16 protein-coding genes, 1 tRNA gene and 1 other RNA gene are annotated in these 19,046 nt (G+C 64.9%); 8 read left to right on the top strand and 10 right to left on the bottom strand.

All coding sequences use genetic code 11. The features are described from left to right. Nucleotides 1–26 precede the first annotated feature (26 nt). The 3 genes from recR to ffs form a co-directional block, all read right to left on the bottom strand. Nucleotides 27–626, bottom strand: coding sequence for a recombination mediator RecR (recR, locus tag ACQCS0_RS03570; protein WP_160677446.1), 600 nt, complete (start codon nucleotides 624–626; stop codon nucleotides 27–29). Nucleotides 627–689: 63 nt separating this feature from the next. Continuing rightward, entirely contained in the window at nucleotides 690–3,809 is a 3,120-nt protein-coding gene (locus ACQCS0_RS03575) for a DNA polymerase III subunit gamma and tau (protein WP_426940033.1), read from the bottom strand. 50 nt (nucleotides 3,810–3,859) lie between these two features. Continuing rightward, an RNA gene (ffs, locus tag ACQCS0_RS03580) (signal recognition particle sRNA small type) lies at nucleotides 3,860–3,956 on the bottom strand. Between the two features lie 385 nt (nucleotides 3,957–4,341). Here ffs and ACQCS0_RS03585 point away from each other — a divergent pair. Beyond that, a tRNA-Ser gene (locus tag ACQCS0_RS03585) sits at nucleotides 4,342–4,429 on the top strand. A gap of 102 nt (nucleotides 4,430–4,531) precedes the next feature. Here ACQCS0_RS03585 and ACQCS0_RS03590 read toward each other — a convergent pair. Next, on the bottom strand, nucleotides 4,532–5,449 hold the full coding sequence (locus ACQCS0_RS03590; RefSeq protein ID WP_354154750.1) for an oxygenase MpaB family protein: 918 nt from the start codon (nucleotides 5,447–5,449) through the stop codon (nucleotides 4,532–4,534). A gap of 165 nt (nucleotides 5,450–5,614) precedes the next feature. On the opposite strand from ACQCS0_RS03590, the gene ACQCS0_RS03595 reads away from it, so the two are divergent. The 3 genes from ACQCS0_RS03595 to ACQCS0_RS03605 all read left to right on the top strand — a co-directional run bounded on the left by ACQCS0_RS03595 (nucleotide 5,615) and on the right by ACQCS0_RS03605 (nucleotide 8,669). Continuing rightward, nucleotides 5,615–7,006: a M23 family metallopeptidase gene (locus tag ACQCS0_RS03595; protein ID WP_354223681.1), complete on the top strand. Its 1,392-nt coding sequence runs from the start codon at nucleotides 5,615–5,617 to the stop codon at nucleotides 7,004–7,006. Nucleotides 7,007–7,087: 81 nt separating this feature from the next. Next, nucleotides 7,088–7,615, top strand: coding sequence for a glutathione peroxidase (locus ACQCS0_RS03600; RefSeq protein ID WP_354154748.1), 528 nt, complete (start codon nucleotides 7,088–7,090; stop codon nucleotides 7,613–7,615). Between the two features lie 121 nt (nucleotides 7,616–7,736). Continuing rightward, entirely contained in the window at nucleotides 7,737–8,669 is a 933-nt protein-coding gene (locus ACQCS0_RS03605) for a phosphodiesterase (protein WP_354154747.1), read from the top strand. Nucleotides 8,670–8,745: 76 nt separating this feature from the next. Here the strand turns inward: ACQCS0_RS03605 and ACQCS0_RS03610 are convergent, their stop codons facing one another. Then, nucleotides 8,746–10,161 carry a stealth family protein gene (locus ACQCS0_RS03610; protein WP_354223715.1) on the bottom strand — a complete coding sequence of 472 codons (1,416 nt, stop codon included), beginning with the start codon at nucleotides 10,159–10,161 and terminating at the stop codon, nucleotides 8,746–8,748. A 282-nt stretch (nucleotides 10,162–10,443) separates the two neighbouring features. Next, nucleotides 10,444–11,373 (bottom strand): hypothetical protein, encoded by a 930-nt coding sequence (locus ACQCS0_RS03615; RefSeq protein WP_354154745.1) that lies wholly within the window; start codon nucleotides 11,371–11,373, stop codon nucleotides 10,444–10,446. 139 nt (nucleotides 11,374–11,512) lie between these two features. Between ACQCS0_RS03615 and ACQCS0_RS03620 the strand changes: the two genes are divergently transcribed. Then, nucleotides 11,513–11,812 (top strand): type II toxin-antitoxin system VapB family antitoxin, encoded by a 300-nt coding sequence (locus tag ACQCS0_RS03620; protein ID WP_181577293.1) that lies wholly within the window; start codon nucleotides 11,513–11,515, stop codon nucleotides 11,810–11,812. Further along, nucleotides 11,805–12,470 (top strand): LytR C-terminal domain-containing protein, encoded by a 666-nt coding sequence (locus ACQCS0_RS03625; RefSeq protein WP_354154744.1) that lies wholly within the window; start codon nucleotides 11,805–11,807, stop codon nucleotides 12,468–12,470. Before ACQCS0_RS03620 ends, ACQCS0_RS03625 begins: the two co-directional genes overlap by 8 nt. 74 nt (nucleotides 12,471–12,544) lie before the next feature. Here the strand turns inward: ACQCS0_RS03625 and ACQCS0_RS03630 are convergent, their stop codons facing one another. Further along, nucleotides 12,545–13,186 carry a TetR/AcrR family transcriptional regulator gene (locus ACQCS0_RS03630; RefSeq protein WP_354154743.1) on the bottom strand — a complete coding sequence of 214 codons (642 nt, stop codon included), beginning with the start codon at nucleotides 13,184–13,186 and terminating at the stop codon, nucleotides 12,545–12,547. Nucleotides 13,187–13,250: 64 nt separating this feature from the next. Next, the gene (locus ACQCS0_RS03635) at nucleotides 13,251–13,958 is read right to left on the bottom strand and encodes a DsbA family oxidoreductase (protein WP_354154742.1); all 708 of its coding nucleotides are present in this window, start codon (nucleotides 13,956–13,958) and stop codon (nucleotides 13,251–13,253) included. A 184-nt stretch (nucleotides 13,959–14,142) separates the two neighbouring features. Here ACQCS0_RS03635 and ACQCS0_RS03640 point away from each other — a divergent pair, with 184 nt between their 5' ends. Both ACQCS0_RS03640 and ACQCS0_RS03645 read left to right on the top strand, forming a co-directional pair. After that, nucleotides 14,143–15,261, top strand: coding sequence for a glycosyltransferase family 4 protein (locus ACQCS0_RS03640; RefSeq protein WP_354154740.1), 1,119 nt, complete (start codon nucleotides 14,143–14,145; stop codon nucleotides 15,259–15,261). A 15-nt stretch (nucleotides 15,262–15,276) separates the two neighbouring features. Further along, nucleotides 15,277–17,424 (top strand): glycogen debranching N-terminal domain-containing protein, encoded by a 2,148-nt coding sequence (locus ACQCS0_RS03645; protein WP_354154738.1) that lies wholly within the window; start codon nucleotides 15,277–15,279, stop codon nucleotides 17,422–17,424. Here ACQCS0_RS03645 and ACQCS0_RS03650 read toward each other — a convergent pair. Next, the gene (locus tag ACQCS0_RS03650; protein WP_354154737.1) at nucleotides 17,421–17,954 is read right to left on the bottom strand and encodes a GNAT family N-acetyltransferase; all 534 of its coding nucleotides are present in this window, start codon (nucleotides 17,952–17,954) and stop codon (nucleotides 17,421–17,423) included. The genes ACQCS0_RS03645 and ACQCS0_RS03650 overlap by 4 nt on opposite strands. A 95-nt stretch (nucleotides 17,955–18,049) precedes the next feature. Then, the gene (locus ACQCS0_RS03655) at nucleotides 18,050–19,045 is read right to left on the bottom strand and encodes a sugar phosphate isomerase/epimerase family protein (RefSeq protein WP_354154736.1); all 996 of its coding nucleotides are present in this window, start codon (nucleotides 19,043–19,045) and stop codon (nucleotides 18,050–18,052) included. Nucleotide 19,046 lies beyond the last annotated feature (1 nt).

Raw genomic sequence — 19,046 nt, forward strand, 5'->3', positions numbered from 1 at the left:
TCTCGCTGCCGGCGGCTCAGGTCGGGTCAGATCAGGGCATTGCGGCGGCCCTCGAACGCCCGGCCGAGTGTCACCTCGTCCGCGTACTCAAGATCGCCGCCCACGGGCAGTCCGGAGGCCAGCCTGGTTACAACGATGCCGATGGTCTTCAGCATTCGGGCCAGGTAGGTTGCCGTTGCTTCGCCTTCGAGGTTGGGGTCGGTGGCAATGATGACTTCCTGGATGGCGCCGTCGTTCAGCCGGGTCAGGAGTTCCCGGATCCGCAGTTGCTCGGGCCCCACGCCGGCAATGGGGTTGATGGCCCCGCCCAGCACGTGGTAGCGGCCGCGGAAGGATCGTGTGCGCTCCACGGCGAGAACATCCTTGGACTCCTCCACCACACAAATGACTGACGGGTCCCGCCGGGGATCGCGGCAGATGTTGCACAATTCCTGCTCGGTGACGTTGCCGCATACCGTGCAGAACTTCACGCGTTCCTTCACCATGGTGATGGCTTCCACGAGTCGCTTCATGTCCTGGGGGTCCGCTTCGAGGATGTGGAAGGCAAGCCGCTGGGCGGACTTGGGACCGACACCGGGAAGCCGTCCGAGCTCGTCAATCAGCTCCTGGACTGCACCTTCGTACACGTTTTCCTCTTTTGGTTTGTCTTGGATGGTGATTGGAGCTGCGGGAGCACGTGCTGCAGGTGCCTAGAACCTCGAAACGATGGGGTCTCCGTCCGGGGACCGCTCCTCGATGAGCTTTCCGCCCAGAATACGCTCCACGGCGGCGCGTCCGAAGACGCCGGACTCTTCGATGGTTTCATCGTCCGCGCTCGGAATGTCCTGGACGTAGGTGGCGGCGGCAGCCTTGGCTGGAGCCTTGGCGCGCCCGGCTTCGGCCTCGGGGCTGTTGGACAGGCGCTGGTAAAGACTCTGCCGGGCGGCAGCAGCGGACTCGGAGGTTGCCGGTGCGGGCTGCAGGGGCGCGGCTGCCGAAGTAGTCGATGCCATGGCGTACTCGCGGACTTCGGCCGGTTCTGGAACCACCGCTTTCTCCAGAGGGACTGCCGGAGCCGCCGGGAGTTGGCCGGTCGACGCCGGGCTAGGAAGCGCCGCGGTTTCTGGTGCAGGGCTTTGTGGTGCGGCTGGTTGCTGCGCAGCAACGCCGGACGTTGCGGCGACAGCCACGGGCGGCAAGCCCCAACTGGCGTCGGCCTCGGACTGGCTAACCACAGGTGACTTCTGCGGCATCTGAGCGGTGGCCGGCTCGTAGCTGGGGGCGCGAGAGGCGCTGGCGGACTCTTCAGGGACGGGCGTGTTCAGGCTTTTGCCAACGTTGGGTTCGGTACCAACAACCCATACGCCCGGAGCCTGCTCGACGGCGCGGCCCCACGGATCCATTGCCGAATCGGGCTGCGACGGAGCGGCAGAGGTCCTGGCCGTTGGGGAGGTTCTTGTTGCTGCAGCCTTTGAGGTACTTCGAGCAGGCCGCTTGGCGGGTGTGGCCGCCGAAGCGCCAGTCTGTGAAGGCGACAGCCGTGGCGCAGCAGGAGCCGATGGATCCCAGTCGATGGGGGGTTCCTCGTCCAGGGACGGAGCATCTTCGTCGCGCGGCGGGCCCCAGCCGTCATCGGAGTAGGCGTACGAGCCGGCAGTGGCATCAGACTCAGCCGGCTCGGACTGACCCTGGGCGGCTGGTGCCTGGGCGGACTCTGTGGCTGCCGGGGCGCTGACGGCGCCGGTGTGCTGGACAGGAGACTCCGGAGCCGCTGGGACTGTGGACGGTGGATTAGCAGACGGCGCAGCGGTGCCAGGAAGTACGGCCGGTTCAGGAGCACGCGTCGCGGGGGACGGGGCAAGAGAGGGTGCAGGCGCGGTGGCATCGGCGGCGGGGGTGGAAACAGCGGCGGCAGGGGCCAGGCCCCACGCGACATCGGCTGAACTGGCCGGAGTTTCCGGGCTAGCGGGTGCTTTTGGGTTTGGCTCAGCGCTCGCTGCACTGTTGGCGGCGCCACCGGCGACTGCGGTGATCTGGCAGTCGATGCCTACCGTTTTGTGGATCGCCTGCCGCAGGTTCTCAGCGTGGTCAGCCCGGCCAAAGGCGCCGGCCAACCCCGTGGTGCTGAAGGAAAGCGTCAGGACTTGGCCGTCGAAGGCACCTACCTGGGAGTTGGGCTCAACCAGGGCCCACGTGCTGCGTTTGATCTTGGAGAGCGTCTGCAGAACTTCCGGCCAGGCACGGCGCAGGACTTCAACATCCCCTGTGCCTGCCGCAACGGTGGCGGCGGCAGGGGCAGGCGCGGCCGGGGCAGGAACCGCGACGGGGTCTGTGTTTGCCGGCGGGGTGGCTGGCGGAACTTCGCGGGTAGCGTCTTGCCTGGTCTCCCGGTTGGGCTTACCGGTTGCCTGCGGCGTGGAAACGGGCCGCCGGCCTGTGGACTCGTCAACCGGCCAGTCGTTGGTGCTGACCCTGGGCGGCGTCAGCGCCGGCCTGGCCGCTTCGGCCCCGACGGCCTGTGGGCGGGCAGACTCGGGACCGGCAGCGGCGGGTGGCGAAGGCTGCTGCGCGGCAGCCGGCGCCGCCGCACGTTCCGGTGTCGCGGCCGGAACCGAAGCAACCGCGGACGCCGGAGCGGGAGCACCGACGTCGTTCCCTGCGTAGTTCAGGCGCCGCTCCACACGGTCGATCCGGGCAGCGATGCCGCGTTCGGTCTGTTCCGAACTGGGGAGCAGGATGCGGGCGCAAAGCAGCTCGAGGTGCAGCCGGGGGGACGTGGCGCCGGTCATCTCGGTCAGCGCCGTGTTGGTGACATCAGCTGCGCGCGAAAGTTCGGAGGCCCCGAGGTTGTGCGCCTGGTTCTGGAGCCGGGCGATCTGGTCCGCCGGCATGCCGCGGAGGATAACCTGGGCGCTTTCGGGCATGGCCTGGACAATGATGAGGTCGCGGAAGCGTTCCAGTAGGTCCTCGACGAAGCGGCGGGGATCGTGGCCGGTCTGCACCACGCGGTCCACAGCCCGGAAAACGGTGGCGGCATCTGAGGCAGCCACAGCTTCCACCACGTCATCCAGCAGCGAAGCGTGCGTGTAGCCGAGCAGGGCAACGGCCAGCTCGTAGTCGAGGCCGGTGGGTCCAGCGCCGGCCATCAGCTGGTCCAGCACAGATAGGGAATCTCGGACGGAGCCGCCGCCGGCCCGGACCACCAGGGACAGAACGCCGGGTGCCACGGGAACGTTTTCCTGGTTGCAGAGCAGTTCCAGGTACGCCATCAGCGGCTCCGGCGGGACAAGTCGGAAAGGGTAGTGGTGCGTGCGGGAGCGGATGGTGCCGATGACCTTGTCCGGCTCCGTGGTGGCGAAGATGAACTTGATATGCTCCGGCGGCTCTTCAACGATTTTCAGTAGGGCGTTGAACCCGGCGGAGGTGACCATGTGGGCCTCATCGATGATGAAAATCTTGTAACGGTCGCGGACCGGAGCGTACGTTGCGCGTTCTCGGAGGTCGCGGGCGTCGTCCACGCCACCGTGGCTGGCGGCGTCGATCTCGATGACGTCCAGGGAGCCTGAGCCGCCGCGTGCCAGTTCAATGCAGCTGGGGCACGTCCCACAGGGAGTATCCGTAGGGCCTTGGGCGCAGTTGAGGCAGCGGGCCAGGATGCGGGCGGAGGTGGTCTTTCCGCAACCGCGGGGGCCGGAGAAGAGATAGGCGTGATTGACGCGGTTTTTCCGCAGCGCCGTCATCAGCGGCTCCGTGACGTGTTCCTGCCCGATAACGTCAGCGAAAGAGTCCGGGCGGTACCTGCGGTAAAGGGCGGTGGTAGTAACAGTCACGAGAAGACCCTACCAATCCGGGCAGACATCCTGCCGCCCTGTGGGGGAATAGTAAAGACCCCCCATGCACCCGCCAGAGCCCGTTTACCCTTGCTACCTTCCGGTCCTGGGGGAGTTCAACAGGATGACGCCACATGAGGGGCCGCAGACAAGTTTACCCGAAGATTCGGGAGGGTCTGGACGGCCCCGGTGGCGGCCGGACGCGGTCCCCTTGGCGGGTCAAAGCCCGCAGGCAATCCGGCTGGACATAGGCAGCAATTTCCATTGCTTATCCGGCGGATAGGGCCGATCATGGATATGTACACCGATTGGGGCAATCTCAAGGTTGTGAGCTGCGGGGCCTGGCTGGAGGGCTGGACCCGGCAGCTCAACGGCGTATCGGAGGAATGGGCGCATTGGGGGCGTCCATTTTTACGTTAAGCAGCCAAATGAAGTCCGGGTTGCGCGCCCGCGGCAATAACCCCTCAGGGCCAATTGGGCGATGCCGGAAAGTTCAGGTATTCTAGTATCTGCTTTTGATTCGAAAGCAGCTGGAGAATTCGCCTAGCGGCCTATGGCGCACGCCTGGAACGCGTGTTGGGTTAACGCCCTCGGGGGTTCAAATCCCCCATTCTCCGCCAGTAGAAAACCCGGTCCTGACCTCGTCAGGGCCGGGTTTTTGTTTTGGTCAGCCAGGCGCTGACCGGTGACTGGAGCCCAGCTTCCTTGCCCAGCTGTCCGGGTCAGCTGCCCGCATAGCCAAGGCGGCGGAGGCGCTCCCGGGCCGCCTGCTCGCTGGGTCCAGGCCCGCGTCCAAGGGCAAGATGTACGACGCCGAGAGTCGCCTTCGTTGCCAGCCTCACGGGGAGCGGGAACGGCCCCAGCCGGGGGGCCTGGAGCCCCAGCATCAGGCGGTACTTCGGTTCCAGGCTGTAGACGGCGCCGGCGAAGATGATCCGGTAGCCAGGACGCAGCAACGGGTGCAGCGGCGGGTTGCGGATGAACTCGATGGTCTCGGCAACCCTGCTGTCCGCGACCAGCTCACCGTTGTTATACCAGCGGTCGAGTTGCTCCCGCATTTCTGCCTCGCTCAGGGGTGGATCCCCTATGCCCATCAGTCGCCCGGCCTGGGCCCACTCGCGCACATAGGCGTCCGGGCCGCCGGGGATCGCGGCACCCCAGATTTTGTGGGCCGCGAGGAAGGCGTCCACGAACGCGATGTGGACCCAGCGGGCGAGTTCCGGATCGTTGGCCGAGTAGCTCCGCTCGCTGCCGTGCCCGTCACCGTAATTTCCCTGAACAGGCTCGTGCAGGCGACGGACCCTGGCGGAAGCCTCGTCTGCGGCGGTCTGCGGGCCATAGGTGACAGTGAAGATCCAGCGGATGGTCCGGGCCAGCCGGCTTAGCGGATCTGCGCGGAAGTCGGAGTGCTCGTGGATTCCCGCCAGCGCTCCCGGATGCAAGGCCTGCATCAGGAGCGCGCGGACCCCAGCCACAATGGTGGTCATGGAGCCGTGCACCGCCCAGACGGCCGAGCCGGGCAGGTGATAGCCGGCGTCGTCCCCGTCGGCTAGCCGCGGAACCCACGCGGGCGGGCCGTCCGTGCTGCCGGTGAATACCCGTTTGATTTCGCCCTGCCATTCCCTGAGGAAATTTCGCATGCCACCATTCTCTCCCAGAACCCGGCGGGCATGTTTTGATGTGGATCCACATACTATCCGCAGCCGTACCGGCGCGGGGGTTCACATGCACGGGGCTTTGTGGTCCCATGAAGTGGTAAAGTCCGTCTGGATCCGGGGTCTGGCGGGCCAACCCGGGAGTAGCGAGTGGGCAATCATTGGGGATCCGGCCGGGCGAAGGAGCCTGCGGGCGGCTGCGTCGTGGCTGTGCGCGTCCTGGCCGCCAGTGCCGTTGTTGCCGCGTCACTCTTCGCCGTTGGATTCCCTGGAACGCCCCCCATTGAACACAGCCTGGCTGCGCCTGTCGGTGCCGGCCACGCTGGCCTGCCTGGGCTGGCCGGTGCTTTCATGACGGACAGCCGGGCCTTGGTTCCGTTCAACCGCACACTGGTCAGGACCATCGCCAAGGGCGGAAGCGCTCGGCTCAATGTGGCCTCGGCCGGGCTCACGCGCCCGCCGGAGGGGTCCCTCATGGCGCCCCTGGAACTCCTCATCCCAAGCTCTCCTTTCGGGTTCAGGGTCAGCCCGATCACCGGTGCGGGCGGCGACTTCCACCTGGGCCAGGACTTCGCTGCAGGCTGCGGCACCAGGGTCTATTCGGCCGACGCCGGCGTGGTCAGGGCCGCCGGCTGGCACCCCTGGGGCGGCGGGAACCGCGTGGAAATAGACCACGGCAACGGGCTGATCACCACGTACAACCACCTGGAGGCCGTCGCAGTCCGGACGGGGGATTCCGTACAGGTGGGGCAGGTCATTGCCCGGGTAGGCACTACCGGATGGTCCACGGGCTGCCATCTGCATTTCGAAACCATCCTCCACGGCAAGCACACCAGCCCGCTGAACTGGACACTCCTCCCTATTCGTCAGGTGGACATGCTCGCGGACATAACCATGGTCAGCTATGACGTCAAGTCCGCAGCTGACGGCGCGCAACGCTGGGCCATCCCGGTCGCCGAGGACAACAGCCACACGGTCCTTGGCGGCGAAGAGGAACTGTCCGCGGCGCCGCCGCCAGTGCAACCACCGGCGGTCACGGCGAAACCGCAGGATGCGGCACTCACGGAAGGGCCGTCGTCGGACGCTACGTCGTCTGAATCCGCGCCGCCGGACCCCAAGGCGTCGGAAACTGCAACTGCAACTGCAACTGCAACTGCAACTGCGACACCGACAGCAACAGCAACAGCAACAGCAACCGAAACGGCGACGGAACCAGCCAGTTCGTCGGCGTCAGCCTCCACGACGTCCTCCTCGCCCGCGACGACGCCATCGCCGACGGGAACCTCAAGCGCCGCGCTGCCAAGAACGTCCCCGACCCCCACTGTCTCCAGGTCGTGGCCGTTCATGCCTACCTCGCGCACAGCGCCGGCACCGGCGCCAGCGGTGGAGCCACCGGCCACAACGAGTACAGAGTCCTCGGCGGAAACAGCGTCGTCCTCGCCTACAGCTACAGCTACAGCTACAGCTATAGCTACAGCTACAGCTACAACCACCGCCACGCCTGGTGACATCGAAACCGGGTCCGAGCCGGCGGGACCCTGACGGGAAACTCCCAGACTGTACCCGTACCCTTGATGGTTGGCAACGAATCACCTGCATGACCAACCTTTCAAGGACGGCGCTGTGACAGACCTGTACACCATTCCCCTCACCCTCAACGACGGCACCGAAACCGATTTCGACCGGTTCAAGGGCAACGTGGTGATGGTGGTGAACGTGGCGTCAAAGTGCGGGTTCACTCCTCAGTACGCGGGCCTCGAGACGCTCTACGAGAAGTTCCGCGACCGCGGCTTCGACGTGCTCGGAGTCCCGTGCAACCAATTCGCCGGCCAGGAGCCAGGCAACGACAGCGAGATCGCCGAGTTCTGCGAGCGGAATTTTGGTGTCACCTTCCCGCTGACGGCCAAGGCCAACGTGCGGGGCAAGGACCAGCATCCGCTCTATGCCGAGCTGACGAAGTTCAAAACCAGTGTGCTGCCCGGCCTGGTGAAATGGAACTTCGAGAAGTTCCTGGTCGACCGCAAGGGTGAAGTGGTGGCGCGCTTCGCGCCCACGGTCGAACCGGACTCCGCAGAGGTTATCGATGCCATAGAAATGGCACTGGCCGAACTTGACGGACCGGCGCCCACAACTGGACTTTCCAGGCCTTAATTCTTAAGTTTTTCCAACTTGGCCGCAATAATTTACCCACAGTTTGCCAATTGTCTGATTGGATAATAGTTACTGAAGGGTAGAAGGGAAACGCCGTTTCCCACCAACCACAGAGGCAGCAATGAAGCACATCGAGGCCGAACACCCCCGGCCACGCCACTTCCTTCTCCACCTGAGCGATCCCCACTTGTTGGGAGGTCCGGATCCCCTTCACGGCGCAGTCGACAGCGAAGCAAAGCTCATTCAGCTTTTCGAAGAGGTCAGGGCTTCCGGTGCCCGGCCCGAGGCCGTGATCTTCACGGGCGACCTCGCTGACCGGGGCGACCCTGAAGCTTACGCAAAGCTCCGGGCAATCGTCGATCCCGCCTGCGAAGACATGGGCGCCCAAGTCATCTGGGCGATGGGCAACCACGACAACCGCGCCAACTTCCGGACCGGGCTGCTGGACGAGCAGGCGAGCGATGCGCCGGTCGATCGAAGCTACTTCATCAACGGCCTGCGCATCATCACCATGGACACCTCGGTCCCCGGCTACCACCACGGCGAGCTAAGCCCGTCACAGCTGGGGTGGCTCACCCGCCAGCTGGATACCCCGGCCCCCGACGGCACCATCCTGGCGCTCCACCATCCGCCGGTCCCGTCGGTCCTGGACCTTGCCGTGCTCGTGGAACTGCGGGATCAGGCAAGCCTGGCCTCTGTGGTCCGCAACTCCGACGTCCGGACCATTCTGGCCGGGCATCTGCACTACTCGACCACCGCCACCTTTGCGGGGATTCCTGTCTCTGTCGCCTCGGCAACGTGCTACACCCAGGATCTCAACGTCGCCGTCGGCGGTACCCGCGGCCGGGACGGCGGGCAGGCCTTTAACCTGGTGCACGTCTACGAGCACACCATTGTCCATTCCGTGGTTCCGCTGGGCAGCGCGGCCACAGTAGGCGAGCATGTCACCGCGGAAATGACTGCCGAGCGACTGGCCGCCGCGGGCGTCAGCATCCCTGACCACGCGAAAACAGGAGGCGTCAGGAAGGTGGCCCTTCCCTACCACGCTATCTAGCCCTGATCGGCGGCAGGGCATGAGCCCCAACGCCGGTGGACTAACGCCAGCGTGCCTGCCGTTGGTCCACCCATCCTCAGTGTTCCCAGGGCGCCTTGATGGGGTAGTACTTCTCCAGGAAATCGGTCACGATCTCGGCGCGCTCGTCCGCCGGGACCTCGGGGAAGCTGCCGTCGTTGAGGCAGAAGAAGTCCATGTTCCGCTTCGCCAGCAGCTTGGGCAGGTAGTTCAGCCCGGCGCGGGCGGTGGTGTCCACGTAACGCACCTTGGCTGCGGTTTGGGTGACCGCGCGGCCTGTGAGCAGCGCGTAGTAGTGGTAGAAGGAATTGGTGACCGAGATGTTGTCGGCGGCGCGGAACCTGCTGCCCGCCGTCTTCTGGAATTCGTCCGGGAACTCACGCTCCATCCTGGCCACAACGCTGCGTCGCAGCGGGGCAGCGGTGTGCTCGAGGTGCCGTGTGGTGATCCGCCCGAAGCGGTTCCAGAGCAGCTTGCGGTTGACTCGGGCGGCGTTCTCGAAGCCACTGCGCTCGGCATCGTTATCGCCCAGCCCGATCCGGGTCTCGGCTTCGATGAACTTGGTGACGCCACCCGGTGTGAAGAATATGTCCGGGCCCACGGGCCGGCCGAAGAACATGTCGTCATTCGAGTAAAGGAAGTGCTCGGAGAGGCCCTCGATGTTGTGGAGCTGGCATTCAACGGCCTGTGAATTGTGCGTGGGCAGCACTGTGGGATCGGCGAAAAATTCCTCGCTGCGGACGATTGTCACTGACGGGTGGTCGGCGAGCCACTCCGGGGCGGGGGAGTCCGTGGCGATAAAGATGCGGCGGATCCAAGGCGCGAACATGTATACCGAGCGCAGGGCGTATTTTAGTTCGTTGATCTGCCGGAAGCGGGCTTCGTTGTCGTCGCCTTCGCCGAGAACCACACCCTTCTGCTGGGCGCGGCGGGCCGCGATGTAGTCGGGCGAGCTGCCGTCCACCCATGAGAAGACCAGATCGATGTCGAAGCTGATGTCGCTGGCGTGATCTGCGAACATGTTCTCGATGGTGGGCCAGGTGTGCCCGTACCGTTCAACCGTCCCGCGGACAGCGTCCTGGGACTGCATGGTGCGGCGGGTCAGGGAGTTTTCGATCGGGAGGATCAGCTGGTCGCCCTCAAAGCTCCAGAGCTCAATCTGGACGCCGGCGGAGGAACCGAACTCGAAACCGCCGTCGGGCTCAACCCGTGGACGGTAGAGGCGGAAGATACGGGCCTGGCGGTTGGGGGAAAGGTCCCCGTCGGCCACCAGCACGGAGGATTTCTTTTTCGCGTCCACGGTCATGGAGTAGACTGGTTCGTTGCGGCAGGCCTCCACCAAGGCTGCCCGCAGCTTCTTGCGGTCCTTCCAGTCCAGGGCGATGACCGGGCGGTCGTTGTTGCCCCGGACCAGCAGGTAGTCCAGGCCTTCGCCCGCGAGGACACCACGCAGGAACAACAGGTCCTCAACCATGGCCTGGTACGGCGTCCGGTTGTGGTTGATCAGGGCATACCTGCCCTTGTGTCGGACCACGTCAGGCCGGTGTTTGAGCCGCGCCTCAGCGGCCGGAGATGTCACCTCGGAGTGGGTGCGCGGTTCTACGGACGCCTGGCTGCCGTAGTAGATCTCGTCCTGGACAGGTGCTTCTGTAATGGTTGTCTCCGTCGCGGGTAAATGGTAGGCGTTCGTACCTGAATAATAGCGCGACCCCCATAACGGCAGGCCCCAAACGGGCGCCGCCGGCCGGGAACGGCCTTAGCTGGCCATTGCCTTCCGCCAGCTGAGCAGGAAAGCTGCGCCGGCGTCGTCGTGAATGACATCTTCCCCAAGCCCCAGATCGGTGGCCGTCAACACGTCATAGGGTTTGACCGGAACGCCGTCCGCCGGGCGGACATCAACGTGCTTCACGGAATGGTCATTATGGTGGAGCCAGTCCGCCATCGCGTAGTCCGTGCGGGAATCACCCACGGTCCGCCAGGCCTGCGGCGTGATGCCCTGCGCTGCCAGCAACTCCACCGCGCGGCTGGCGCCGAGGTCCTTGCCCAGCCGCACCGACTCAATATCGGTGGAAATGATGGTGGGATCGACGCGGTAGTCCACATCGTCGTCGGAATTCGGTGCGTGGTGCTCCAGGCGGACCACGCCCATGCCGTGGCGGGCCATCAGTTCCATGGCATCGGAGTCGAAAAGCTTCTGTTCGGCCAGGTAATCGGTGGAGGGCACCTCGATGTGCTGCTCAACGGACACCATGGCGCGTTTGGTCTCGTCAAAGAACATGTGCTTGGAGTAATCCTCAGCTACGAGCCTGCGGACGTCATCGCCATAAGCCTTGGGCACGGCAAGGTCGCGGTCAACATGGACGGGGCCGGGCCCGGCAGCGGTGTAGCTGAACCACACGGCGCCCTTCTCGCAAATTGCGTGGATGACCGTCCCGGCGGGCATTCCGGCAGCGATCATCGGCTCCATGATCTGCCCGCGGATGAACGCATCGGAGCGGCCGGTATTGAAAATGACCGGAATTCCGGCGGTAGCCAGGGCCACAAGATCGGCAATGATGTCCGGTTTCACATCGCGGGTCACGGGGCTGGCCACGGGTCCGTCGACGTCGAGCAGGAGGGCGAGGGGCGGGGTGGACGGCAGGCGGACGCCGGGCGTGGTGGCGGCAGGGAATTCGGGTGCAGTCATGGCTCCATTGTGTCAGCCGGAGGGCCCCGATCCTGCGCCGGCGGTGCAACGTCCGCGGCATGTGACAGTTTGGCTACAACCTTGGGATGCTGCGGGCCGGACACTTCTCTTGGGGCGCCAAGCTGCCTAGGGTGGCATGGTGATATTCAAAGCTGTGGGCGAGGGACGCCCGTATCCCGATCATGGTTTCAACACGCCCAAACAGTGGGCATCGCTGCCGCCCCGCCCTGTCCGTCTGGACGAACTGGTGACCACCAAGCGGACGCTGGACCTGGAAGCGCTCCTGGCTGAAGATTCCACCTTTTTCGGCGACCTCTTTCCCCACGTGGTGCAGTACCAGGGAATCCTGTACCTGGAGGACGGCCTGCACCGCGCCGTCCGGACAGCCCTGCACCAGCGGACCGCCATCCACGCCCGAGTGCTGGTCATAGATGGCTAGGAAACCAAAGGACGCCAGCGTCCTGCACGGCCACCATGTTGTCACCGGCTCCGAACTGCGGGCCACCTTTGAGGCTGCTGGCGACCACGACGATCCGGTGCGGTTGCGCCGCCGCGTGGTGCATGGCGTGGTTCTGGTTTTGCTGCTGGGCCTCATTGCCGGCGCCATTATCGTTGCGCTGGCCATAATGAACGGACAGCTCAAGCTTCCGACGACGGCGGGCAGCGATGAGTCCCGGGCCACCTGTCCCGGGGTCACCTTTGACTACACCCCCAACGAGAAAATCAACCTCAACGTCTACAACTCCACCAGCCGTCCCGGGTTGGCCCGCTCTGTGGCAGACGAATTGCTGGTCCGGAAATTTGTGGTGGGGGCCGTGGCCAACACGGAGGCCGGGTTCCGCGGCGTGGCTGCGGTGGTTTCCGGGGCTGCCGGGCAGTCTGCCGCCTTCAGCGTCCAGCGGAACCTGCCGGGCTCCGACTACTTCCAGGATGGCCGGACGGACGCCAGCGTTGACATCATTCTTTCCAGCGATTACCGGGAGCTCGCCGCCGTGGACCGCGTGGACCAGACGCCGGGGAAGCTTAGCTGCCCGCGTGAAAGCCGGCGGATCGCTGACGACGCCAAGTGGCCGGTTATTCCGACGGCGGGCCCCTGACCTGCCGTTGCTCTATCACGTCTGGTTGCTAAACCAGGCGGATGACGACCGGAGGTGATAGAGCAACGCAGGGGTTACGTCAAGGGGAGGCTAGCGCGCAGGGGTGCGCCGTCGTGGTCGAACCTTGCTCCGGCGCCCAGTTGGATGAACCGCACGGTGCGGGCGACCCGGGCCTCAAGGTCGGCGGGCTCGTTGCTGCCGCGTGCGGCGCTGGAGGAGAGCGTGCCGTGGATGAGTTGTGCCTGCTGGCCAATGTCCGCTTGCGGCAGGTACCCCTGCGCCATACCGTCCCGGAGGATGCCCTGCAGAAGGACGCTGAGTTCACCCACGTGGCCGGCCAGTTTGGCAAAGGACGACGGCGACAGCACCGCCGCCATCGCAGGTCCGGGCGGGAGGTGGCGGCGGCTTAGGTCCTCCACCTGGGTGCGCACGTACAGGGCCAGCCGTTCGACGGGGTTCTCGAGCGCGCTCAGTGACTCCCGGAGTTCGGCGAGGAAGCGCTCGGTCTCGTCCAGGGCGTAGGAGATCAGCAGTTCTTCGATGTCCGCGTAGTAGTTGTAGACCGCGGTTCGCCCCACCCCGGCATGCCGCGCGACGTCTGTCATGGTCAGTCCGGGCAGTCCGTGCGTGAACAGGAGTTCCCCGAACGCTGTCAGGACCCGGCGTTGAGTCTCGGCGCGTTGTGCGGCGTTGTTGGCCGCCGAAATCCTGGGCATGCAGACACTTTACCGCGATGTGTCAGTAAACTGATCGGGCCGGCCCTGGGTAGTCCCGGATCGTTCAGACCGCGCAGCCTTCCGGGCCGCAGGCCTCGCCGTCGTTGCCGTTCGCGGCGTTGACCAGAACCAGGGGGTTTGTCTCCTGCCAGGCCTGGTGTAGCGCCGCAGTGAACGTTTCGGCCGGCTGGGCGCCGGAAAGGCCGAACTTGCGGTCAATCACGAAGAATGGCACGCCCGTGATGCCCAGGGCGCGGGCTTCCTCGAAATCGAAACGGACGTCGTCGGCGTATTTGTCCGTGGTGAAGAGTTCGGCGACTGCATAGGTGCTGAGGCCCAGCTCCTGGCCTAAAGCCGTGAGGTATTCGGCGTTGCCGATGTCCTTGCCGTGCTCGAAGTGGTCGCTCAGCAGGCGTTCCTTCGCGACATCCTGCTGACCGTGCTCGGCCGCGAGGTGGATCAGGCGGTGTGCGGTGAAACTGTTGGCCACCACCACCTGGTCGAACCGGTAGTCCAGGCCTTCGCCCTTGGCCTGCTCGGTGACGTGCTCAAACATCTGCGAGACCTGCGCCGGAGCCATGCCCTTTCGCGTGCTCAGGTACTGCAGCTCCGTGCCGTCGTAATGGTCCGGGAGGGTTGGGTCCAGCTGGTAGCTGCGCCACTTCACCTCCGCAGCGTCGCGGTGCGGGAACGCGGCCAGAGCTGCCTCGAACCTTCGCTTGCCGATGTAGCACCACGGACACGCGACGTCAGACCAGATCTCAATCTTCATGCTTTCCACAACTGAGCAGGTCCGACACCCATTCCTTACGGGGATGTCGGATTTGTCACACAGGGGCTTGAAATGGACCCTCGCGCGGGGCGATAGTCGGAGCAGCGGGTTAAGCAGAAGCCGCACTGAATAAACTTCATCGCCAGGTCTGAGGGCGTGGCATGTAATTCTCCCGGAGGCGAGCATGCGGATAGGACTTGTTGCGGCACCATGGATTCCGATTCCCCCGGCCGGATACGGAGGCATCGAGAGGGTTGTTGACTCCCTGGCCCGAGGATTCCTCGCGGCAGGGCATGAAGTGTTGCTGGCCGCAGCGTCGGACAGTACCTGCCCGGCGCCCCTGGTGCCGGGGATGAGACCATCCGAACCAGCTGAAATGGGTTTTTCGCTGTCAGAGCTCAGCCATGTCATCAGGGCTTATGAAGGGCTGGGGGACGTGGACATCATCCATGACCACACCCTGGCCGGGCCGCTGGTGGCCCGGAGGAGGTCGCCCGCACCCGTGGTGACCACCATTCACGGTCCCCTCATCCCGGCGTCGGCCGATTTGTACCGCGCGATTGCTGCCGACACAGCCATCATTGGAATCTCACGTGACCAGGCTTCCCGTGTGCCGGATGTCCCCATCACCCGCGTGATCCATCATGGAATGGACGTCCTTGCCGTCCCGGTCGGCTCCGGCACAGGCGGCTACGTCTGCTTTGTCGGCAGGATGTGCCCGGACAAGGGCGTGCTTGAAGCCATCCGCATCGCGCGCCAGGCAGGAATCCCGCTGCGCCTTGCCGCGAAGATGCGTGAACCGCAAGAGCTGGAGTACTTCCACTCCGTCATTGAACCGCTCCTGGGCTCCAACGAGGTTTTCCTCGGCGAGCTCGGGGACACTGACAAGTACCGGCTCATGGGCGAAGCGATGGCGTTCCTGAATCCCATCCAATGGTCCGAACCGTTTGGACTGGTCATGATCGAAGCCCTCTCAACGGGCACCCCGGTAGTGGGAACTCCAATCGGATCCGCCCCTGAGATTGTGGACCACGGGAAGACCGGATACCTGGCGCCGACGGATCAGCTGCACACCCTCCTTCCCCTCGCCGCAGCGCTGGACAGATCGCACTGCAGGGACCGGGCAGCCAAGCTGTTCAGCACGGAGAGGATGGTTGGCAACCATTTGGACCTCTACGCAAAGCTCGTGGAAAAGAGCCAGGCGGCAGGGGTTCCGGATGATCCCCGCGTGGATCAGAATCAACTACGCGGAGCAGTTATCCGGGCGCCGGGCCCGGACCCCATTTCTATCCGGCGGCCCTGAGGAAGGAGCGCATCCATGACTGCTTGGAATGCCGACACGGAAGCCGATGTCGGCGGCGCCGGCGCTGTGACCCTGGTGGAGGGGTCTTCCTTCTGCATCAGCTCCCACAGCGGAGACATAAGCCCCGAGGGCGGAACCAACGGCGCGTTCTATCGCGATACCCGGATTGTGTCCCGGTGGGTCCTGCGCATCAACGGCGCTCTCCGCGAGCCACTGGTGGCACAGCGGCCGGACGCGTTCGAGGCCGCCTTCGTGGGCCGCGCTAAGTGGCCGGACGGCCGGTTCGACAGCCCGCTCGTAGTCCGTCAGCAACGCCACATCGGACCGGGTCTGCAGGACGACATCACTTTGCAAAACTATTCTGCGGAGGCCGTCGACTGCGAGATCGAACTACAGGTGGATGCAGACCAGGCCGACCTTTTCGATGTCAAAGGCGGCCGTCCGATCAATGAGGACAGCCTGACCCGGACCATCAAAGGCGCAGAACTCCTGGTCGAGACCGTCCGGAACGGGCAGCGCCGCGGCTCGGCGATCAGGGCCGCAGGCGCCGAAGTCAGCGTTGACGCGCTGAGGTTCCACGCGCATATCCCGGCAAGAGGCAAGTGGTCCACCAGCGTCATTGTGGTGCCCCTGATTGGCGGTGCGGCCCCGGATGAACCCTTCACCGAAGGGGGCCTGCCCCGTCACCGGACGGGCGTGCAGCGGCACCTGGCGTGGGAGGAAAACGTCCCGCGCATCTCTGTCGGGGACCGCAATATTGAGGAAACCCTGCAGCGCAGCCAGTCCGATCTGGGGTCCCTGCGGATTTTCGATGCCGAGCATCCTGACCGCGCTGCCGTGGCGGCCGGTGCGCCTTGGTTTATGGCGCTGTTTGGCCGCGATTCGCTCCTGTCCTCCTATATGTCACTGCTGGTGGACTCGACGCTGGCGGTGGGGACCCTGCAGACCCTGGCGGCCCTCCAAGGCACGAAAGTCGATAACGATTCCGAGGAACAGCCGGGCCGTATCCCGCACGAGGTGCGGCTGGGCGTGACGGCCGGCCTGTCTTTGGGCGGGACCGCATATTACGGCACCGCAGATGCCACACCCCTGTTTGTCAGTGTCCTCGGCGAGCTCAGCCGGTGGGGACTGTCGGACGAAGTTATCGATTCTCTTCTGCCGCACGCAGACCGGGCCCTGGAGTGGATTGAAAAGTACGGGGACCGTGACGGTGACGGTTTTGTGGAGTACCTTCGTCCGAACACGCATGGGCTGGTGAACCAGGGTTGGAAGGATTCCTGGGACGGGATCAACTTCGCGGACGGGCGGATAGCTCAGCCTCCCATCGCCCTTTGCGAAGTCCAGGGTTACGTTTACGCCGCCTATGTGGCCCGCTCACTGCTGGCACGTTCGGCTGGGGACGCCGAAATGGAGCAGCATTGGGCTGGCCGCGCCGCCTCCCTGAAAGAAGCCTTCAACGAGAAGTTCTGGCTGCCGGACAAGGGCTACTTCGCCATCGCCCTGGACAAGGACAAAACTCCTGTTGACGCGTGCACGTCCAACATGGGCCACTGCCTCTGGGTGGGGATCGTCGACGAGGAAAAAGCGCCGTCGGTGGTGGGGCGGCTGATGTCGCCGAAAATGTTCACCGGCTGGGGGATCCGGACGCTGGCCTCGGACATGGGGGCTTACAACCCAGTGAGCTACCACAACGGATCAGTGTGGCCGCATGACTCAGCCATCGTGGCAACCGGCCTCATGCGCTACGGCTATGTGGCTGAGGCCAAACAGCTGGCCCGGGGGATCTTCGACGCAGCTGCACATTTCGACGGACAGTTGCCGGAGCTGTTCTGCGGCTTCGACCGCAGTGAATATCACGGACCAGTGCCGTACCCGACGGCGTGTTCCCCACAGGCTTGGGCCGCTGCGGCGCCCATCCAGCTTGCCCGTATCCTGCTGCGCTTTGATCCGGACTTCACCCGGGGTGCGGTCCATCTGGCCCCGTTCCTTGCCGAGGACAAGGGCGACTTCAGGGCCGATAACGTACGGCTGGGCCACTCCAGAATCTCGATCATCGCGCGGGGAACCGAAGGGAGCATCGAAGGCCTTCCGCCGGGCCTGAAGCTGCTGAAGGAGCCGCGCCCTCCCTTGGACGAAAACCTGGGTGGACATGCAGGGAACTAGGGCACGGCGCGTTCCATCACGAAGTCGTGTTCCACGGTTGTGCCCAGCCTGAAGGATTTGCTCCCCACCTTGCGGAAGCCGGACTTCTCGTAGAAACGGATGGCCCTGGCATTCTGACTGTTTACGCCCAGCCAGATTCCGGCCGTGCCGGCAGCCGTGGCTGCCTGCAGGCTGGCGTGCATCAGCTCGGCCGCGGCGCCGAGCCCATGGTGGTCCGGATGGACGTAGCATTTGCTGAGCTCCATGGAGGGCAGGACTTTCAACGAAAATGCCACATCCGCGTCCTCCGCCGGCCGGTTGACGAGCAGGCTGTAGCCGCGGAGCGCGCCGTCGGCGTCGATGACCAGGATTGTGACATCAGAATCCGCCATGTACTCCCGGAAGTGCCGTTCGCTGAGCGTGTTGGCCACGTGAGCGGCAATGTCCTCCGCTGACGACGACGGCGGGCAGGCCAGCGGGAAGGTGACTGCCGCCAGTGCGGCGAGCGGGCCGGCGTCGTCCGGTATGGCCTTTCGGATTGTGTGGGTCATGCAGGGATTCTACGTGCGCTTCCTACGGGTTTTTGTCCAGATAACGTCCTCAAAAGGCACTTTTGCTCTTGTTATCTGGACAAAAACTCCTGACCTTACTGCTTGAACGCGGCGTCGAAGGAGGTGTTCGACGGCGGGAAGTCATACTTCTTCAGCGCTGCGAGGGCTTCGGGGGCGCCGTGGAGGCGGTCCATGCCGGCGTCTTCCCATTCGACCGAGATGGGGCCGTCATAGCCGATCGCGGCCAGGGCACGGAAGGACGATTCCCACGGGACGTCGCCGCGGCCGGCGGAGACGAAGTCCCAGCCGCGGCGGGGATCGCCCCACGGCAGGTGCGAACCCATCACGGTGTTCCGGCCGGTGGGGCGGAGCTTGGTGTCCTTGCAGTCGACGTGGTAGATCCGGTCCTTGAAGTCCCAGATGAACGAGACGGGGTCGATGCCCTGCCACATGAAGTGTGACGGGTCCCAGTTCAGGCCGAACGCTTCGCGGTGGCCGATCGCCTCGAGGGTGCGGACGGTGGTCCAGTAGTCGTAGGCGATTTCGGACGGGTGGACTTCGTGGGCGAAGCGGACCCCGCATTCGTCGAAAACGTCCAGAATGGGGTTCCAACGGTCCGCGAAGTCCTGGTAGCCGGCCTGGATCACGGCGGCGGGGACCGGCGGGAACATGGCGACGTACTGCCAGATGGAGGAGCCGGTGAAGCCGACGACGGTGTCCACGCCGAGTGCCTTGGCGAGCCGGGCCGTGTGCTTCATTTCCTCTGCGGCGCGTTGGCGGACGCCCTCGGGATCGCCGTCGCCCCAGACCTTCGCGCCCACGATCGCTTCGTGGCGGAAGTCGATGGGGTCATCGCACACGGCCTGGCCCTTGAGGTGGTTGGAGATGGCCCAGACCTTGAGGTTGTACTTGGCCAGGACGGCGAGCTTGGACTGGACATACCCTGGTTCGTCCCAGCGCCAGGCGTCCAGGTGGTCGCCGGCAACGGCGATTTCCAGGCCGTCGTAGCCCCAGCCGGAGGCGAGGTGCGCGACTTCCTCGAAGGGCAGGTCGGCCCACTGACCGGTGAACAGGGTGTACGGGCGGGGCATG

Origin of the sequence: Pseudarthrobacter sp. S6 (assembly GCF_050156575.1) — a bacterium.
Classification (GTDB): Bacteria; Actinomycetota; Actinomycetes; order Actinomycetales; family Micrococcaceae; genus Arthrobacter.

What these genes read in the sequence shown, in the direction of transcription:
- ACQCS0_RS03590 (WP_354154750.1), bottom strand. Translation starts at nt 5,449, where the DNA reads ATGCGAAATTTCCTCAGGGAATGGCAGGGCGAAATCAAACGGGTATTC.
- ACQCS0_RS03605 (WP_354154747.1), top strand. Translation starts at nt 7,737, where the DNA reads ATGAAGCACATCGAGGCCGAACACCCCCGGCCACGCCACTTCCTTCTC.
- ACQCS0_RS03610 (WP_354223715.1), bottom strand. Translation starts at nt 10,161, where the DNA reads ATGGTTGAGGACCTGTTGTTCCTGCGTGGTGTCCTCGCGGGCGAAGGC.
- ACQCS0_RS03615 (WP_354154745.1), bottom strand. Translation starts at nt 11,373, where the DNA reads ATGACTGCACCCGAATTCCCTGCCGCCACCACGCCCGGCGTCCGCCTG.
- ACQCS0_RS03625 (WP_354154744.1), top strand. Translation starts at nt 11,805, where the DNA reads ATGGCTAGGAAACCAAAGGACGCCAGCGTCCTGCACGGCCACCATGTT.
- ACQCS0_RS03630 (WP_354154743.1), bottom strand. Translation starts at nt 13,186, where the DNA reads ATGCCCAGGATTTCGGCGGCCAACAACGCCGCACAACGCGCCGAGACT.
- ACQCS0_RS03635 (WP_354154742.1), bottom strand. Translation starts at nt 13,958, where the DNA reads ATGAAGATTGAGATCTGGTCTGACGTCGCGTGTCCGTGGTGCTACATC.
- ACQCS0_RS03640 (WP_354154740.1), top strand. Translation starts at nt 14,143, where the DNA reads ATGCGGATAGGACTTGTTGCGGCACCATGGATTCCGATTCCCCCGGCC.
- ACQCS0_RS03645 (WP_354154738.1), top strand. Translation starts at nt 15,277, where the DNA reads ATGACTGCTTGGAATGCCGACACGGAAGCCGATGTCGGCGGCGCCGGC.
- ACQCS0_RS03650 (WP_354154737.1), bottom strand. Translation starts at nt 17,954, where the DNA reads ATGACCCACACAATCCGAAAGGCCATACCGGACGACGCCGGCCCGCTC.
- ACQCS0_RS03655 (WP_354154736.1), bottom strand. Translation starts at nt 19,045, where the DNA reads ATGCCCCGCCCGTACACCCTGTTCACCGGTCAGTGGGCCGACCTGCCC.